This window comes from Mesorhizobium sp. AA23, from assembly GCF_001672435.1.
GTDB lineage: Bacteria > Pseudomonadota > Alphaproteobacteria > Rhizobiales > Rhizobiaceae > Mesorhizobium.
Map to the genome: position 1 here is coordinate 40716 of NZ_LYTP01000013.1, position 15344 is coordinate 56059.

Genomic DNA, 15344 nt, shown 5'->3' on the forward strand with positions numbered 1-15344 from the left:
TCTGGAAGGAATGACAGACCCTCTCTGCGCTGTCGACCCAAAGTGCCCTTCACGAATTCAACCAATGCTTGAAAAGAGCCGCCAATCTGGACGATCCGGCGCTGAAAATGTTCCAATGGCGCGATGATGAATCGCTTATCCTCAGCATTCTTGTCCCGGCGCGATTTCCTGGCCCGGGTGGCCGGCCTTGCCGCGACCTGCGCCCTGCCGGACACCACTTTCGCCCAGACCGGCCAGCCTATCCAGCCGATTGACGCCACCTTCCTGTTCATCGCCGATATCCATGCCTGCCGCATGGCGACCGGGCTCAGCCCGCATTGCGAGCAGGAGGGCAAGACCGACGCGGCATTGCTGCGCAATGTGGCCGTGCTCAACGCAATCGACGACAAAGAGTGGCCGGCCGAGATCAGCGGCGCTGCCACCGGCCTGCGCTCGGCCGGCACACGCATCGCCACGCCGCTCGGCCTCGTCACCGGCGGTGACATCACCGATGACGGCGGCGGCCAGATCACTGAGCCGAGCGAAGGCACGCAGCTTCTGCAGTTCAGCCAGCGCTACCAGCAAGGCATCGGCCCCGATCGCGTGCATGTTCCGGTCTATGTCGGGCTCGGCAATCACGACCTCGACCAGAATGGGCCGAAGCGCCATGTCGACTGGTACCGTCGCGAGATGCGCGACTATGTCGAGGTCAACCATCGCCCCGGCGTCTTCTTCAAGCCGCCGGTGCCGGCGACCAATTACGATGTCGACACCGACTGCTATTCCTGGGACTGGGGCGGCCTGCACCTCGTCCAGACGCATCGCTTCGCCGGCGACACCGGCCATGACGCGATAGGCAGCCTGCCATGGCTGAAGCAGGATCTGGCGACCTATGCCGGCGACGGCCGTCCGGTGATTCTCTTCCAGCACTATGGTTGGGACACCTTCTCGGTCGAGCGCTGGGATCCAGTGAAGCGCACCTATGGCGACGACGGCGCCGGCCGCCCGCATTGGTGGGGCGACGCCGACCGCCAGGCGCTTGTCGCCACGCTGAAGGGGTATAATGTGATCGCCATTTTCCACGGCCATCAGCACGCAGTGCCGATGATCTACCGGCGCGACGGGCTCGATCTCGTCAAGCCGAAGGCGGCTTTCATGGGCGGCTTCGCGCTGGCGCGGGTGACCGATGACCACATGGACGTGGTCTTGGGTGAGGCGGCCGGCGACCATGGCGAGGTCGTCTTCACCAACGCCTTCGCCAAAAGCTGGTCCACCTGAACGGAGAAAGCGCCGCCAGGTAGAGTTGCGCCAGGCCCGTTGTTCGAGCTGTTCTGCGGTCTTGGCGCGGTCGGCGCTAAAACGACGAACAGGCCGGCGCGCGGGTCGGCCATTGCCCTCGCGGCTATGGGTCAGAGCGCCTTGCGAGCCTTGTCCTTCACGTCGCCATAGGCCTTGCGAACCCTGCCGGCAATTCTTTCGGACATGCCTTCCACCTGCAGGCGCCGGCTGCCGGTGGCGTTGCCGGCCGCCTGCTTCAGCCTGCCTTTTACCTGCTTGGCGATGCCGGCAACTTGATGCCTGTTCACCATATCCGCATCTCCTGGGCCTGGAATAGGAGCGGGATGCGCCAACCGCATCCGCCACGACAACGAACGGGCAATGTTTGAGTTCCGTGCGGCCTGCCGCATCACGCCGCTGTCGGCATGACGGACAGCCCGTGCCGGGCGTTCGAGATCTGACCGCGGGGCCCGGTGGTCACATCGCCTTTTTGAGCATGGCTTTCATGTCGCCACAGGCCTTCTGCACCTGGCCTGCCGACTTGTCCGCCATGCCCCTGATTTCCATCGGCCGGTTGCCGGTGGCCTTGCCTATGGCTTGCCGGATCGAACCTTTGATCTGCTTCGCCAAGCCCACTATTTGGTCCATGTTCACCATCTCCGCATCTCCCGGAGATCCAATTCGCGAGGAGAAACGGGCCGGAGTGCTTCGCGGTTCCGTTGCGCCAAAGCACACCGGTCGAGGATAATTGACCGGCGACCGAATTCGGCATAATGTGTAACCAAATGGATACGCATTATGCCGCAGGCTGAGCACGACCGTTCCGTCTTCCACGCCATCGCCGATCCGACGCGGCGCGCCATCCTCGACCGGCTGCGGCAGGGCCCCGCGCCGGTCAACGAACTGGCGTCCGCCTTCTCGCAGAGTCGGCCGGCCATTTCCAAGCATCTGAGGATACTGCGCGAGCTCAACGTCGTTTCCGAGCAGCGGCAGGGCCGCGAGCGAGTCTACCGGCTGGAGCCGGCGGAATTGAAGGATGTCGCCGACTGGATCCTGCCTTACCGAGACTTCTGGCAGCACAGCCTCGGCAATCTCAAATCCTACCTGGAGAATGAATGATGGCCATCCAAGACAAGCCGCGCGCGATCGCCGACATTTCCGCCGGTACCATCCTTGCCACGGTGACGATCGCCGTGCCGCCAGAGCGCGTCTTCCGCGCCATTACCGCTGAGGACCAGATCCCGCTCTGGTGGGGCGCCGACAACATGTACCGGACGACGAAGCACACGGCCGATGTCCGGCCGGGCGGCGCCTGGCGCTCGGAAGGCAAGGGCGCGGACGGGCAGGACTTCCATGTCGCCGGCGAGTATCTCGAGGTCGAGCCGCCGCATCGTCTGGTGATGACCTGGAAGGCGCCCTGGGACGCCGATAACCTCACCACCGTCACCTATACGCTCGAAGCCGTCGAGAACGGCACCCGGCTGACGCTGCGCCATGACGGCTTCGGGTCGCGACGGGACTCCTGCCGCGATCACGGTTCCGGTTGGGAGCGCGTGCTGGGCTGGTTGGACGAATTCCTTGCCAAGGAGACGGCTGCCAGGTCGCCTTCGGTCTTCCATTGCCGGCTGATTCCGCCGCGTCCGGATTTCGCCTTCACCCTGACGGAGGAGGAGAGGGCGCTGATGAATGCGCATGCCGACTATCTGCGCGGCCTGCTTCGTGAAGGCAGAATGATGATTGCCGGCCCAGTCGCCGATCCAGTCGGACCGTGGGGGCTTCTGATCCTGCAGGTCAGCACCGAAGCCGAGGCCAGGGCCGTGACCGAGGGCGACCCTGTGGCGCGTTCCGGCCGCGGCTTCCGCTATGAAATCCTGCCGATGATGGGCACAATCATGTAAGGCCAATAGAAAACGCCTCTCGCGCTTTTTCAGGGCGCGGGAGGCGTCTTTTGTCATCAGTTTTTCTCGATTGCTCATGAATTGCTGACGACAGGCCCAAAACTGCCAGGCAGGAAAAAGGTTCCCGGCAAAACAAAAATTTTTTGCTCGGCCGGATGCGGCGCATCTCCCGGCTCCGTGCTAAGGGCACTGGCAGCATGAGGATAGCCTTGCCGCACGACCGACCCTTCCTGACCCTGCTTGACGCATCAGCCGCCTTCGACTGCCAGAGCTGCGGCGCCTGCTGCGCCTATTCGGCGGACTGGCCGCGCTTTTCGACCGAAGAGGATGCCGAGCTCGACCGCATCCCCGATGAGCTGGTCGCGACCGACCTGTCAGGCATGCGCTGCGAGGACGGCCGCTGCACCGCGCTTCGCGGCGAGGTGGGCAAGCAGACGGCCTGCGCGATTTACGAAGCCCGCCCGCATGTCTGCCGCGCCTGCATGCCCGGCGGCGACGACTGCCTAATGGCAAGGGCCGCCCATGGGCTGGCGGCGGAGAGCGTGATCTCCCCCCTCGAGGGGGAGATGGCCGCGAAGCGGTCAGAGGGGGTCGTCTCACATAAATCGCCAACGTGATCGCGTCGCGGAAAAGGCCGCGCTCTACACGAGGCGAGCCCCCTCTGTCGCCTTCGGCGACATCTCCTCGCGAGGGGACCACAAGGGGGAGATTACTTTCTTCCCCGCTTGCCCACGCTCGGACCTCCCGATACCTTCCGCGCCGTGCAGGCCATGGAGCAAACCGTGAGCATCGAATTCCTGTTGACGTCGCTGATTATCGTCGCTTCGCCCGGCACTGGCGTTCTCTACACGCTGAGCGCCGGCCTCTCGCGCGGCGCTCGCGCCGCGATCATCGCCGCTTTCGGCTGCACGCTGGGCATCATCCCGCACATGGCGGCGGCCATCACCGGCCTTGCGGCGGTGCTGCACACAAGCGCCGTCGCCTTCGAGACTCTGAAATATCTGGGCGTCGCCTATCTGCTCTACATGGCCTGGAACACGCTGAAGGAGAAGGGCGGCCTTGCTCTCGATCAGAACGCCGCGCCACGCTCTGCCCGAAAGGTGATCACCTCCGGCATCCTGGTCAACATCTTGAACCCAAAACTGTCGATCTTCTTCTTCGCCTTCCTGCCGCAATTCGTCAGCACCACGGAGCCGCACGCTTTCGCCAGGATGCTGGAACTGTCCGGCGTCTTCATGCTGATGACCTTCCTTGTCTTCGTCGTCTACGGCGTGTTCGCGGCTTCGGTGCGCAGCCATGTCGTGTCGCGGCCGATGGTGCTGACCTGGATGCGCCGCACCTTCGCCGGCGCCTTCGTCATGATGGGGGCCAAGCTGGCGCTGGCGGATAGATAAAGCGAACTGGTGTATCCCTTCACATAGCCCATCGCCTCGACTATCGCCCGTCCGCGGCGCGAATCAGGTTGGCGCAGGGATGGCCGAGCGCTGGCGCTGTCGCTGCTGATCTCCCTCCTTGAGGGGGAGATGTCGCCGAAGGCGACAGAGAGGATCGCCGCGCGTGGAGCGCCAGCGCCTCCCGTTGCAAGGGAGTCGTCGCCGGAGCCTTACGCGCGGCGACCCCCTCTGCCCTGCCGGGCATCTCCCCCTCAAGAGGGGAGATCGGCTGTTGCGCGGGCCTTCGCCAATCGCAACAGTTCGCAACAGTATAGAAGCCCGCCTTTGGACCGGCTGCCCGCATGCCAAACAAAAAGGGCGACATGTCTGCCGCCCTTTCCATATTCTCTGTGGGACCGGACTTTTTAGAAGTCATGCCGCCACTCAAGCCCGCTTGCGGGCTTGAGCAATGTTAGTCAAGGGCGTGCTTTATGGACTTCTTAGAAGTCCATGCCGCCCATGCCGCCCATGCCGCCGCCAGGCATACCGCCCGGCATACCGCCGGCGGCTTCCTTCTTCGGAGCCTCGGCGATCATGGCTTCGGTGGTGACCAGCAGGCCGGCGACCGAGGCCGCGTCCTGGAGAGCGGTGCGAACGACCTTAACTGGGTCGACGATGCCCATGCCAATCATGTCGCCATACTCGCCGGTCTGGGCGTTGAAGCCGTAGGTCGCAGCCTTGTTCTCGAGGATCTTGCCGGCAACGATCGAAGCCTCGGCACCGGCGTTGGCCGCGATCTGGCGGGCCGGAGCCTGCAGCGCGCGACGAACGATGGCGATGCCCGCGGCCTGGTCAGCATTGACGCCGGTCGCCTTGACGGCGTGCGAAGCGCGCAGCAGCGCGACGCCGCCGCCGGGGACGATGCCTTCTTCAACGGCCGCGCGGGTCGCGTTCAGAGCGTCGTCAACGCGGTCCTTCTTTTCCTTGACCTCGACCTCGGTCGCGCCGCCGACGCGGATCACCGCGACGCCGCCCGCGAGCTTGGCCAGACGCTCCTGCAGCTTCTCCTTGTCGTAGTCCGAGGTGGTCTCCTCGATCTGCTGCTTGATCTGGGCAACGCGGCCCTGGATCTCGGCCTTCTTGCCGGCGCCGTCGACGATGGTGGTGTTCTCCTTGGAGATCGACACCTTCTTGGCGCGGCCGAGCATGTTGAGGCCGACATTCTCGAGCTTGATGCCGAGGTCTTCCGAGATGACCTGGCCACCGGTCAGGATGGCGATGTCTTCCAGCATGGCCTTGCGGCGGTCGCCGAAGCCCGGAGCCTTGACGGCGGCGATCTTCAGGCCGCCGCGCAGCTTGTTGACGACCAGCGTGGCCAGAGCCTCGCCTTCGACGTCTTCCGAGATGATGAGCAGCGGCTTCGAGGTCTGAACGACGGCTTCCAGGACCGGCAGCATGGCCTGCAGGTTGGAGAGCTTCTTCTCGTGCAGCAGGATGTAGGCGTCTTCCAGATCGGCGACCATCTTGTCGGCGTTGGTGACGAAGTAGGGCGAGAGGTAGCCGCGGTCGAACTGCATGCCTTCGACGACTTCCAGCTCGGTCTCGGCGGTCTTGGCTTCCTCGACGGTGATGACGCCTTCGTTGCCGACCTTCTGCATCGCTTCCGCGATCATCTTGCCGACCGACTCGTCGCCATTGGCCGAGATCGTGCCGACCTGGGCGACTTCCTCGGAGGTCTTGATCTTCTTGGCAGCCTTGCCGAGAGCGGTAACGACTTCCGTGACGGCGAGGTCGATGCCGCGCTTCAGATCCATCGGGTTCATGCCGGCGGCAACGGCCTTGTTGCCTTCCTGGACGATGGCCTGGGCGAGAACGGTCGCGGTGGTCGTGCCGTCGCCGGCGATGTCGTTGGTCTTCGAAGCGACCTCACGCACCATCTGCGCGCCCATGTTCTCGAACTTGTCCTCGAGCTCGATCTCCTTGGCGACGGTGACGCCGTCCTTGGTGATGCGCGGGGCGCCGAACGACTTGTCGATGACGACGTTGCGGCCCTTCGGACCGAGGGTGACCTTCACCGCGTCGGCGAGGATGTTGACGCCGCGCAGCATGCGCTCGCGGGCATCACGGGAAAACTTTACGTCTTTTGCAGCCATTGTAAGCTCCTGGCAGGGGTTCGGGTCGAACCCGCAGATTCAAGATTCAGTTGACGGTGAGGCCGATGATCAGCCGATGATGCCCATGATGTCGGATTCCTTCATGATCAGAAGGTCCTCGCCATTGAGCTTGACTTCGGTGCCGGACCACTTGCCGAACAGGATGCGGTCGCCGGCCTTGACGTCCAGCGGCACGAGCTTGCCGCTTTCGTCGCGAGCGCCGGAGCCAACGGCGATGATCTCGCCTTCCTGCGGCTTCTCCTTCGCCGTATCCGGGATGATGATCCCGCCGGCGGTCTTGGATTCGGATTCGACCCGGCGAACGACCACGCGGTCATGAAGCGGGCGGAACTTGGACTTTGCCATGTTGTCTTCCTCGAATGAGAACGGTGAGAACTGTTCCTCCATCCGGCGAGGCCGGATATAAGTTAGCACTCACTTAGGGCGAGTGCTAACGTGGCGCTGAGATAGGCTGGTGGCTTGCGAGAGTCAAGGCGCGCGGGGAGGGGCAACAGCGCAATTTTTCTCAGGCGGAGCCCTGGGCGGAAATGCGGTCGCTGCGCGAAGCGTGGGCGAGCAATCCAGCCCGTTTAGTCCGGGCGCTTCGGCGAGCGCAACACCAGCAACGGGCAGCGTTCGGCCAGACCGTATGTGCCGCTAGAGGCCAGCCGGAGATCGTCGAAGAAGGTCCGGGCTTCCTCGATGAGCGCTGCCGCGGGGGCGAAACTGTAGACGGCGGACGAGTCCCGGTAGACATCTATGGTTCCGATGACCGGCAGTTCCCATCCGGTTCGGGCCGACAGCTCCTCGCGATCGGGAAACGCCCTGTCGAAGTGTTCGAGGATGGCTTTGACCGGGATCGTGTAATCCGGCGCGTCGCCGATCGCGGTCATGGCCACGCGCCATTTGAGCTCATGGAAAGTCGAGACGCCGCCGCTTAGTGCCAGAGCGCGGACATCCTTCGGGTCGTCCGGTGTTTCGGGAGAGGCGTAAAGCCTGATGCCGGCGCGGCCGTCGGACCTGAGCGCGCGCGCGATCGTCGCAAATAGGGTGCGCCTGAGGCCGGCGGCGCCGATGACCGAGAGACATCCGTCGCCGATCAGCGCCTCGACGCTTGCATCGGCGAACGGCAGATCGAACCAGTCGCCCTGCACCGCCTTGCGAGTATCGGTGTCCCCCGGCCAGATGCCGGCAATCATGTCCGAGGACTCGTCGACTGCCGTCAGCGTGGCGCCGAGCCCGGCGAGCTCGGGTGTCACGCCGAGCATCACGACATCCGACGGGGCAAGGCCGAGCTCGCGATCGTAGGTTTCGATAACCTCCGCCGGCGGCCGCAGGGGTGAGCCGAGCAACTGCCAATGTTTGCGAATTGCATTCCAATGCTCGGTCATGCAAACCCCAGCCCGGTAGCGCGTTGTATCCGATCGAATAGTGGACGACGCTTGATAGTCCAAGTGGGGAACAATGGCACGCATCGCCGTCATCACGCATGAGTTCGACCGCTTCCAAAGCCGGCGCGGGCTGCTATGGCGCCGGGACAGCCCGTACATGCTCTTCGATCTGCTGGAGGAACTGAAGCGCCGCGGCCATTCGGTGCAGGTCCTCAGCGGCACGTCGGCGAAGCCGGCCGCCGATATCGCGGTGCTGCATGTCGATGCGACCGTAACGTCGCCCGATTATGTCGAGTATGCCCGCGCCTTTCGCTTCTGCCTCAATCTCGGCGCCGCCGATATTTCCAAGCGCCGCATCAGCGGCGCCGTCGTCGGCAAGGACGACGGCTGGAAGGGGCAGGTTATCGTCAAGAGCAGCCTCAACCATCGGGGAACGCCGGAACAGCAACTGAATCGGCGCGCGCGGCGCGCCGGCAAGCCGATGCCGTTTCCCGGCGTCCAGTCTTTCGACAAATACGAGATCCATGCCTCGCTCGCCGACGTTCCGGCGGAGCTGTTCGGACGCGAGGACCTCATTGTGGAAAGATTCATTCCCGAGCCTGAGCCGGATGGCTTTGCCGCCCGTTTCTGGCTGTTCTGCGGTGAGCGCGAGCGCTGTACACGCCATGTCTCGCCGCAGAGCCTGGTCAAGGGCGACGACACGATCCGTCGCGAGGCGGTTCCGGTGCCGGACGAGCTTCGCGCGCTAAGGCGCAAGCTCGGCTTCGACTACGGAAAGTTCGATTTCGTCATGCATGAGGGCAGGGCGGTGCTGCTCGATGCCAACAAAACGCCTGGACGCGCCCGCAATCTGTCGAGCTTCATCGCCGCCGGCAATGCCAATCTTGCCGACGGCTTCGAAGGGTTGATCCGCCAACACGCTTAGATATTCATGCCGCCCGAGACCTCGATGCGCTGGGCGTTGACCCAGCGATTGTCCTCCGACAGCAGCGAGGCGATCATCGGCCCGATATCGTCGGCGACGCCGGCGCGGCCGAGCGCCGTCATGCCAGCCACGACGCGGTTGATCTCGGCGTCGTCGCGCACATGGCCGCCGTTGAAGTCGGTGGCGATGGCGCCGGGCGCCACGGTGTTGGCGGTGATCCGGCGCTGGCTGAGCTCCTTGGCGAGGTAGCGCGTGAACACCTCGATGCCGCCCTTCATCATCGCATAGGCGGCCGAGCCCGGAACCGAGAAGCGCGCCAGCCCGCTCGACACGTTGACGATGCGGCCGCCATCGTTGATCAGCGGCAGCAGCGCCTGGGTTAGGAAGAACACGCCTTTGAGATGGATGTTCATCAGCGTGTCGAATTCCTCTTCCGTGGTCTCGGCGATCGGCTTGCGCAGGCCGGTCCCGGCATTGTTGACGAGATAATCGAAGCGGTCGCGCTGCCAGGTTCCCTGAAGCGTCTTTCTCAATGCCGCGACGAAAGCCGGGAAGGTGGCAACGTCGCCGGCGTCGAGCTCGAGCGCGGCGGCGCGGCCGCCTGCGGCCTCGATCTCGGCGATCGCCGCCTTCGCCTCGTCGGCGCGCGAGCGGTAGGTGAGGATGACGTCGACGCCCTTGCGGGCGAGGTTGAGCGCTGTGTTACGGCCGAGGCCGCGGCTGCCGCCGGTGATGAGGGCAATGGCGCGAGTGGTCATGGTGAAAATCTCCGTCTTGGCGATGGTGATCCATATACTCGCGCGAATGACCGATATAATCTGGCATGGATTGCCAGCTCTATTCAAGATTTGCGAACAATCAGCGATGGACAGGTTCGACAGCATGCGGCTCTTCACCCGCGTCGTGGAACGGCGCAGCTTCACGGCGGCGGCTGCCGATCTCGGCCTGCCGCGCTCCAGCGCCACCGCCGCGATCAAGCAGTTGGAGGAGCGGTTGGGCGTGCAGTTGCTGCGTCGCACCACGCGCCACGTCACCACCACGCTCGACGGTGAAGCCTATTACCAGCGTTGCATCGGCATCCTCGCCGACATCGAGGATGCCGAGGGCGGCTTCGGCGCGCATGAGGTGCGTGGGCGCCTCAGCGTCGACGTCAACGGCCATATGGCGCGCACCTTCCTGCTGCCGGAACTGCCGGCGCTGCTCGCCCGATATCCGGGCCTGACCGTGCATATCGGCGAAGGCGACCGCCTCGTCGACCTCGTGCGTGAAGGCGTCGATTGCGTCATCCGGGCCGGCACGCTTCCCGACAGCGACATGATCGTGCGGCGTCTCGGCATCGCGCGCGAAATCACCGTGGCCAGCCCCGCCTATCTCGAACGCCACGGCGTGCCGCGCACGCCGGACGACTTGGCTGGGCACATGATGATCGGCTTCGTGTCGTCGCGCACGAGGCAGGTGATGCCGCTGGAATTCACCGTCGACGGCATGGTTCGCGAGATCGTCCTGCCGTCGCGGGTCACGGTCGCCAATTCGGACACGAGTGCTGCGCTGGTCCGGCTGGGCTTCGGGCTGTTCCAGGCGCCAAGGCTCCGATATGCGGACGACCTCGAGGCAGGCCGGCTGGTCGAAGTGCTTCCCGATTTTCCGCCGACGCCCACGCCGATCTCGGTGCTCTATCCGCCGAGCCGGCAGTTGTCGCCACGGGTCAGGGTGTTTGTCGATTGGCTGGTGGAGATCCTGGGGCCGAAGCTGGATGCGGGGTAAGTTGGCAATCGCGGAGGGGATCGTATCCAGCGGTCGTCATCCTAGGGCGGAGCAAGGAGCGAAGCGACGCGCGCAGACCCTAGGATCCATGCCGTGACGCTAAGGCGTTGCAAGGATTGCAGAATTCTCCGCCGTTGCGCTCTATGACGGAGTCGCGGCATGGATCCTCGGGTCAAGCCCGAGGATGACCACCGTTAGGCATGCCTACAAAAACAGCCGCAACTGCGCGTGGATGATCGACCGGTAATCCTCGACCGTGCGCCGGCCTTCCGCCTCGTCCTGCGTCAGCGCCAGCCGCACGACGCCGCCGGCGAGCTGGAAGATCAGGAACACCACGCGCCCGAACGCCTCGCGCTGTTTAGGCTTCAGCATCGGCGCCACACGGTCGCAGAACATCTGCGCCTGATGCCGCGTCTCGGCGATGTCGAGATGCTGCAGCGCCTTGTCGGCCTGGATCGCGTTCTGCAGATCCTGGATCGCCGGATCCGCCGCGACACGGCCGTAGTAATCGTCGAGCAGCCGATCGGCTGCAGCGGTCACGTCATCCACTCCCCGGATATCGGCGATGATCGCGCCGAAGCGAGCCCGGCTCTCCTCCGAGAAACGCTCGTAGAGCATCGCCAAGATCGCCGACTTGCTTGGAAAATAATGATAGACCGTGGCGATCGGCCCGCCCGCCAGCGCGCCGACTTCCTTCATCGTGACCGCGTCTATGCCCTTCTCGCCGATCAGCCGCATGGTCGTAGCGAGGATCGCGTCGATGCGCTCGCGGCTGCGCTCCTGCTTGGGCCTGCGTCTGGGTTCCGTCGCCGTTTGCCTAGTTTGCCTCATCTCGCGCGGGCAGTCGTTGATTCTCGGTTGACAGGAAACCGATCAAGTATCAGTTTCGTGAATGCTGACAACTTGTCAGCTTTTTCACCGGGCTGCAAGGGAGGGCGCCTCGTGACTGCAACCGATGCCGCGCATGCGGAAAATGGCGACTGGCTGGTCGGCAACCCGACCGGCCTGCAACTCGCCGCGGCGCTCTGGATCGGCTCGGTCGGCCTGCTCATCCTGGGCTTGCAGCCGGTGCTGCTCGGCGCGCTCTACAGCGAAGGTCATGTCACCGGTGACGAGCTGGCACTGGTCGCCACCGCCGAGATGATCGCGATCGCCATCGGCTCGGCGATCGTGGCGATGCTCCTCCCGGCGCGCAACATGCGCTGGAAGAGCGCCGCGCTTTTGGTGCTGCTGGCGCTCGCCAATTTCCGGACCGCCTATGCGATGAGTTCCAATGCGCTGATCGGGGCGCGCACGCTCGCCGGGCTTGCTGAGGGTGGCTTGGTCGCCGTGGCGACCGAATTGATCGCCCGCTCGCGCCGGGCCGAGCGCATCGGCGGCTATTTCGTCACGCTGCAGACCTTGGCGCAATGCGCGCTGGCGCTGCTGCTCGCGCTTTATGCGGTGCCTGCCGCGGGCGCGGCCGGCGGCTTCGTCGCGCTTGGCGTTGTCTGCCTGTTGTCGCTCGTCGTCGCGTGGATCGTGCCGGACGACTACGCCGACCTGCCGAAGGACGAGCATTTTGCCAATGTGCTCACCTTGCCGGCGATCACGGCGCTGCTGTCGATCTTCTGCTACTTCATGTTCTTCGGCGCCGTCTGGGCATTTCTGGAGCCGCTCGGCGCCGAGTTCGGCATAGACGGCCGCACCGTCGGCCTGATGGTCTCGGCAAGCCTCGCCGCGCAGGTCATGGGCGCCATGACCGCCACCGTCTTCGAAGCGCGCATCGACTACCGCTTCGCCATCACCGTCATCGGCGCCATCGCGACGATCAGCTCGGTGCTGCTCGCTTCCGGCCCTGGGCTTTCGGTCTTCTGGTCGGTGGCGCTGGTGATGGGCTTCATCCTGCTCTTCATCGTGCCCTACCAGATCCGGCTGGCGATCGCCGCCGACGAGACGCGCAACGCGGTACTGCTTGTGCCGGCGGCGCAGCTCTTCGGCCTCGCCATCGGCCCGGTGGCCGCCTCGCTGCTGATCGACGGCCAAAATTTCCGGCCGGTGCCGGAATTCGCCGCGGCAAGCGCGTTGGCCAGCGTGGCGCTGCTCGGCGTCTTCGTGTTGGTTGCGCGCCGCCGCGTTCCAGCCTGAGCGGGAGGTGACGATGGCAAACGCCTGGAGCAACTGGTCGGGTTTCGTGAACGCCGCGCCGAAGCTGATCGCCACGCCAGCCGATGTCGGCGAACTGGCCGATCTGGTGCGTTCCGCGCCCGGTCCGCTGCGCGTCGCCGGCGCCGGCCATTCCTTCACGCCGCTGGTGCAGTCCGACGGCACCATCATCTCGCTGGCGAAGATCGAGGGGCTGGTTTCGCATGACGCCGCAGCCAATCGGGCACGCCTGAGGGCGGGGACAAGGCTTGGCGCGCTGATGCACATCCTGCAGGACATCGGCCAGGGCCTGCCCAATATGGGCGACATCGACAAGCAAGCGATCGGCGGCGCGCTGGGCACCGCGACGCATGGTTCCGGCCCGACGCTCGGCGCCTATCATACGCAGCTCGAGACGGTGCAGTTCGTCGACGGGCAAGGCAAGCTGCGCGAATACCGCCGGGCGGGCGACCAGGATATGATCCATGCCACCGGCGTCGCGCTCGGCGCTTTCGGCGTGCTCACCGAAGTGACGATGAACAACATCCCGACCTACCGGCTGCGGCGCCGCAAATGGGTGTTGCCGATCGGCGAAATGCTGCGCGACTTCGAGACGATGATGGGCGCACACCGTTCGGCAGAGTTCTATTACATCCCGTTTTCCGGCTATGCGCAGTTCATCGCCAGCGATCTCAGCGACGCAACGCCGGCGTCGCGGCCGACCGAGGATGACGAGGAGGGCCTGGCGACGTTGCGCAAGCTGCGCACCGTGCTGCGCCGGCTGCCGGCGCTCCGCCGGGCGCTGATCAAGGGTGCGGTCAAGAAGGTGCCGGCCGAGGACTATGTGCAGGACTGGCTCAACGTCTACGCCAGCGACCGTCGCACCAAATTCAACGAGATGGAGTACCACCTGCCTTACGAGGACGGTCCCCGGGCGCTGGCCGAGATCATCGCGCTGACCGAAAAGCATTTCCCGGAAGTCTATTTCCCGATGGAGGTGCGTTCGGTCGCCCCGGACGAATTCTGGCTCTCGCCCTTCCACAGGAGGCTGACCTGCTCGATCGCCATCCATCACGACGCGGCGAACGATCCGCTGCCCTTCATGCGCGCGGCCGAGCCGATCTTCCGCAAATATGGCGGGCGGCCGCATTGGGGGAAGATGCACAGCTTGACGGCGGCGGATTTCAAGAAACTCTATCCGCGCTGGGATGACGCAATGGCGGTGCGCCGCGACATCGATCCTGGGAACCGCTTCGTGTCGCCCTATATGGCCGGCCTGTTCGGCATCCAACAATGAGCGCCTATTTCGCCGAGCTGTCGAAGGCGCTCAAGGCCGCCGAAATCTTTCGGCCCTGCCTGGTGCTCGACCGCGACCGGCTGGACGCCAACATCGCGCTGGTGAAGCAGAGGCTGGCGCCGGGTCTTGCCGTGCGCCTCGTCGACAAGTCGCTGCCTTGCCTGCCGCTGCTTTCGCATATCTCCAAGTCGCTCGAAACCGGCCGCTTCATGACCTTCCATCCGCCGGTGACGCAGGCGGTGCTCGACGCCTTTCCCGCGGGCGATCTCCTCTATGGCAAGCCGATGCCGGTAGGTGCGGCGAAAGCGGCGCTGGCTAGAGGCGACGCCGGCGGGTGGTCGCGCGTCTGCTGGCTGATCGACACGCCGGAGCGCCTGTCCGAATACGGTGCGCTCGCCGCAGCGTTCGGCACCGAACTCCGCTTCGCCTTCGAGGTCGATGTCGGCCTGCATCGCGGCGGCTTTTCCGGTCCTGCCGAGATCAGGGCGCTGGCCATACCGAAGGACCTGCGCTGCGAAGGCATCATGGCCTATGAAGCGCATGCGCCGGAAATTCCCGGGCTGTTCGGCGGCGCGGCCGGCGCGCTGAAAAAGGCCGCGGCGAAGGCTGCCGAGTTCGTCGCGGCCCTCGATGCGGACCAGCGCCGCATCCTCAACATCGGCGGTTCCAAGACGGCGCTGCTGCATGGCGGCGGCGTGGCCAACGAAGTGTCGATCGGCTCGGCCTTCGTGCTGCCCAGCGATTTCGATACGCCCGGCCTCGACGGCTTCCGGCCGGCCGCTCTCATTGCGACGCCGATTCTGAAGGCGCTCGATCCGGTGCTCCCCGGCCCGGCGGCTATCTCCCGCACGCTGCAGGCGCTCGGCCTCTTCCCGAAGAAGGCCTGCTATCTCTATGGCGGCAAGTGGATGGCCGAACCGGTGTTCCCCGAAGGCATGAAGCCGAACGGCCTGATCGGGCTGTCGTCCAACCAGCAATTCATGGGGCTGCCGGCGGGCGCGGAGGTGAAGCCCGGTGACTACGCCTTCCTGCGGCCGACGCAGAGCGAGGCGGTGCTGCAGCATTTCGGCTCGCTCGCGGTGTTTGCCGGTGGGCGCATCGTCGAGTTCTGGCCGGTACTGCCGAGGGGGTAACGGGCGCCCCAACTGTCTTCGACGCGATC

16 protein-coding genes and 1 pseudogene are annotated in these 15344 nt (G+C 64.9%); 10 read left to right on the plus strand and 7 right to left on the minus strand.

Annotated elements, in window-relative coordinates; genetic code table 11:
• Positions 1-123: 123 nt before the first annotated feature.
• Complete coding sequence (locus A9K66_RS15085) at positions 124-1257, plus strand: metallophosphoesterase (protein ID WP_067324832.1); 1134 nt, start codon at positions 124-126, stop codon at positions 1255-1257.
• 131 nt (positions 1258-1388) lie between these two features.
• On the opposite strand, the gene A9K66_RS15090 is transcribed toward A9K66_RS15085, so the two are convergent.
• A complete protein-coding gene (locus tag A9K66_RS15090; RefSeq protein WP_082953880.1) occupies positions 1389-1568 on the minus strand; it encodes a CsbD family protein in 180 nt (59 codons plus the stop codon).
• A gap of 166 nt (positions 1569-1734) precedes the next feature.
• The gene (locus A9K66_RS15095; RefSeq protein WP_082953881.1) at positions 1735-1914 is read right to left on the minus strand and encodes a CsbD family protein; all 180 of its coding nucleotides are present in this window, start codon (positions 1912-1914) and stop codon (positions 1735-1737) included.
• A 141-nt stretch (positions 1915-2055) separates the two neighbouring features.
• On the opposite strand from A9K66_RS15095, the gene A9K66_RS15100 reads away from it, so the two are divergent.
• From A9K66_RS15100 to A9K66_RS15115, 4 genes and pseudogenes are all read left to right on the plus strand, one after another.
• Positions 2056-2376 carry a metalloregulator ArsR/SmtB family transcription factor gene (locus A9K66_RS15100; protein WP_067324834.1) on the plus strand — a complete coding sequence of 107 codons (321 nt, stop codon included), beginning with the start codon at positions 2056-2058 and terminating at the stop codon, positions 2374-2376.
• Complete coding sequence (locus tag A9K66_RS29505; protein WP_245307530.1) at positions 2373-3155, plus strand: SRPBCC domain-containing protein; 783 nt, start codon at positions 2373-2375, stop codon at positions 3153-3155. Before A9K66_RS15100 ends, A9K66_RS29505 begins: the two co-directional genes overlap by 4 nt.
• Before the next feature lie 197 nt (positions 3156-3352).
• Positions 3353-3670 (plus strand): annotated as a pseudogene (locus tag A9K66_RS15110) (YkgJ family cysteine cluster protein); the annotation flags it as partial.
• 267 nt (positions 3671-3937) lie between these two features.
• Entirely contained in the window at positions 3938-4549 is a 612-nt protein-coding gene (locus A9K66_RS15115; protein WP_067324904.1) for a LysE family translocator, read from the plus strand.
• A 479-nt stretch (positions 4550-5028) separates the two neighbouring features.
• On the opposite strand, the gene groL is transcribed toward A9K66_RS15115, so the two are convergent.
• From groL to A9K66_RS15130, 3 genes are all read right to left on the minus strand, one after another.
• The gene (groL, locus tag A9K66_RS15120) at positions 5029-6681 is read right to left on the minus strand and encodes a chaperonin GroEL (protein WP_067324836.1); all 1653 of its coding nucleotides are present in this window, start codon (positions 6679-6681) and stop codon (positions 5029-5031) included.
• Positions 6682-6750: 69 nt separating this feature from the next.
• Positions 6751-7047, minus strand: coding sequence for a co-chaperone GroES (groES, locus tag A9K66_RS15125; protein ID WP_010915433.1), 297 nt, complete (start codon positions 7045-7047; stop codon positions 6751-6753).
• Between the two features lie 224 nt (positions 7048-7271).
• Positions 7272-8072 carry a methyltransferase domain-containing protein gene (locus A9K66_RS15130; protein WP_067324838.1) on the minus strand — a complete coding sequence of 267 codons (801 nt, stop codon included), beginning with the start codon at positions 8070-8072 and terminating at the stop codon, positions 7272-7274.
• Between the two features lie 73 nt (positions 8073-8145).
• Here A9K66_RS15130 and A9K66_RS15135 point away from each other — a divergent pair, with 73 nt between their 5' ends.
• On the plus strand, positions 8146-8997 hold the full coding sequence (locus A9K66_RS15135; protein ID WP_067324840.1) for a hypothetical protein: 852 nt from the start codon (positions 8146-8148) through the stop codon (positions 8995-8997).
• On the opposite strand, the gene A9K66_RS15140 is transcribed toward A9K66_RS15135, so the two are convergent.
• Positions 8994-9755, minus strand: coding sequence for an SDR family oxidoreductase (locus A9K66_RS15140; protein WP_067324842.1), 762 nt, complete (start codon positions 9753-9755; stop codon positions 8994-8996). The two genes, A9K66_RS15135 and A9K66_RS15140, sit on opposite strands and share 4 nt — an antisense overlap.
• 106 nt (positions 9756-9861) lie before the next feature.
• Between A9K66_RS15140 and A9K66_RS15145 the strand changes: the two genes are divergently transcribed.
• Positions 9862-10761 carry a LysR family transcriptional regulator gene (locus tag A9K66_RS15145; protein WP_067324844.1) on the plus strand — a complete coding sequence of 300 codons (900 nt, stop codon included), beginning with the start codon at positions 9862-9864 and terminating at the stop codon, positions 10759-10761.
• Positions 10762-10965: 204 nt separating this feature from the next.
• Here A9K66_RS15145 and A9K66_RS15150 read toward each other — a convergent pair whose 3' ends face one another.
• Positions 10966-11592, minus strand: coding sequence for a TetR/AcrR family transcriptional regulator (locus A9K66_RS15150; protein WP_067324846.1), 627 nt, complete (start codon positions 11590-11592; stop codon positions 10966-10968).
• 111 nt (positions 11593-11703) lie between these two features.
• Here A9K66_RS15150 and A9K66_RS15155 point away from each other — a divergent pair, with 111 nt between their 5' ends.
• The 3 genes from A9K66_RS15155 to A9K66_RS15165 are packed head-to-tail and all read left to right on the plus strand — an operon-like array spanning position 11704 to position 15315.
• Entirely contained in the window at positions 11704-12888 is a 1185-nt protein-coding gene (locus A9K66_RS15155) for an MFS transporter (RefSeq protein WP_067324848.1), read from the plus strand.
• Positions 12889-12901: 13 nt separating this feature from the next.
• A complete protein-coding gene (locus A9K66_RS15160) occupies positions 12902-14182 on the plus strand; it encodes a D-arabinono-1,4-lactone oxidase (RefSeq protein WP_067324906.1) in 1281 nt (426 codons plus the stop codon).
• The gene (locus A9K66_RS15165) at positions 14179-15315 is read left to right on the plus strand and encodes an alanine racemase (RefSeq protein ID WP_067324850.1); all 1137 of its coding nucleotides are present in this window, start codon (positions 14179-14181) and stop codon (positions 15313-15315) included. Before A9K66_RS15160 ends, A9K66_RS15165 begins: the two co-directional genes overlap by 4 nt.
• Positions 15316-15344: the final 29 nt, after the last annotated feature.

Coding starts and splice junctions, on each gene's coding strand:
- A9K66_RS15085 (WP_067324832.1), top strand. CDS start 124: ATGATGAATCGCTTATCCTCAGCATTCTTGTCCCGGCGCGATTTCCTG.
- A9K66_RS15090 (WP_082953880.1), bottom strand. CDS start 1,568: ATGGTGAACAGGCATCAAGTTGCCGGCATCGCCAAGCAGGTAAAAGGC.
- A9K66_RS15095 (WP_082953881.1), bottom strand. CDS start 1,914: ATGGTGAACATGGACCAAATAGTGGGCTTGGCGAAGCAGATCAAAGGT.
- A9K66_RS15100 (WP_067324834.1), top strand. CDS start 2,056: ATGCCGCAGGCTGAGCACGACCGTTCCGTCTTCCACGCCATCGCCGAT.
- A9K66_RS29505 (WP_245307530.1), top strand. CDS start 2,373: ATGATGGCCATCCAAGACAAGCCGCGCGCGATCGCCGACATTTCCGCC.
- groL (WP_067324836.1), bottom strand. CDS start 6,681: ATGGCTGCAAAAGACGTAAAGTTTTCCCGTGATGCCCGCGAGCGCATG.
- groES (WP_010915433.1), bottom strand. CDS start 7,047: ATGGCAAAGTCCAAGTTCCGCCCGCTTCATGACCGCGTGGTCGTTCGC.
- A9K66_RS15130 (WP_067324838.1), bottom strand. CDS start 8,072: ATGACCGAGCATTGGAATGCAATTCGCAAACATTGGCAGTTGCTCGGC.
- A9K66_RS15135 (WP_067324840.1), top strand. CDS start 8,146: ATGGCACGCATCGCCGTCATCACGCATGAGTTCGACCGCTTCCAAAGC.
- A9K66_RS15140 (WP_067324842.1), bottom strand. CDS start 9,755: ATGACCACTCGCGCCATTGCCCTCATCACCGGCGGCAGCCGCGGCCTC.
- A9K66_RS15145 (WP_067324844.1), top strand. CDS start 9,862: ATGGACAGGTTCGACAGCATGCGGCTCTTCACCCGCGTCGTGGAACGG.
- A9K66_RS15150 (WP_067324846.1), bottom strand. CDS start 11,592: ATGAGGCAAACTAGGCAAACGGCGACGGAACCCAGACGCAGGCCCAAG.
- A9K66_RS15160 (WP_067324906.1), top strand. CDS start 12,902: ATGGCAAACGCCTGGAGCAACTGGTCGGGTTTCGTGAACGCCGCGCCG.
- A9K66_RS15165 (WP_067324850.1), top strand. CDS start 14,179: ATGAGCGCCTATTTCGCCGAGCTGTCGAAGGCGCTCAAGGCCGCCGAA.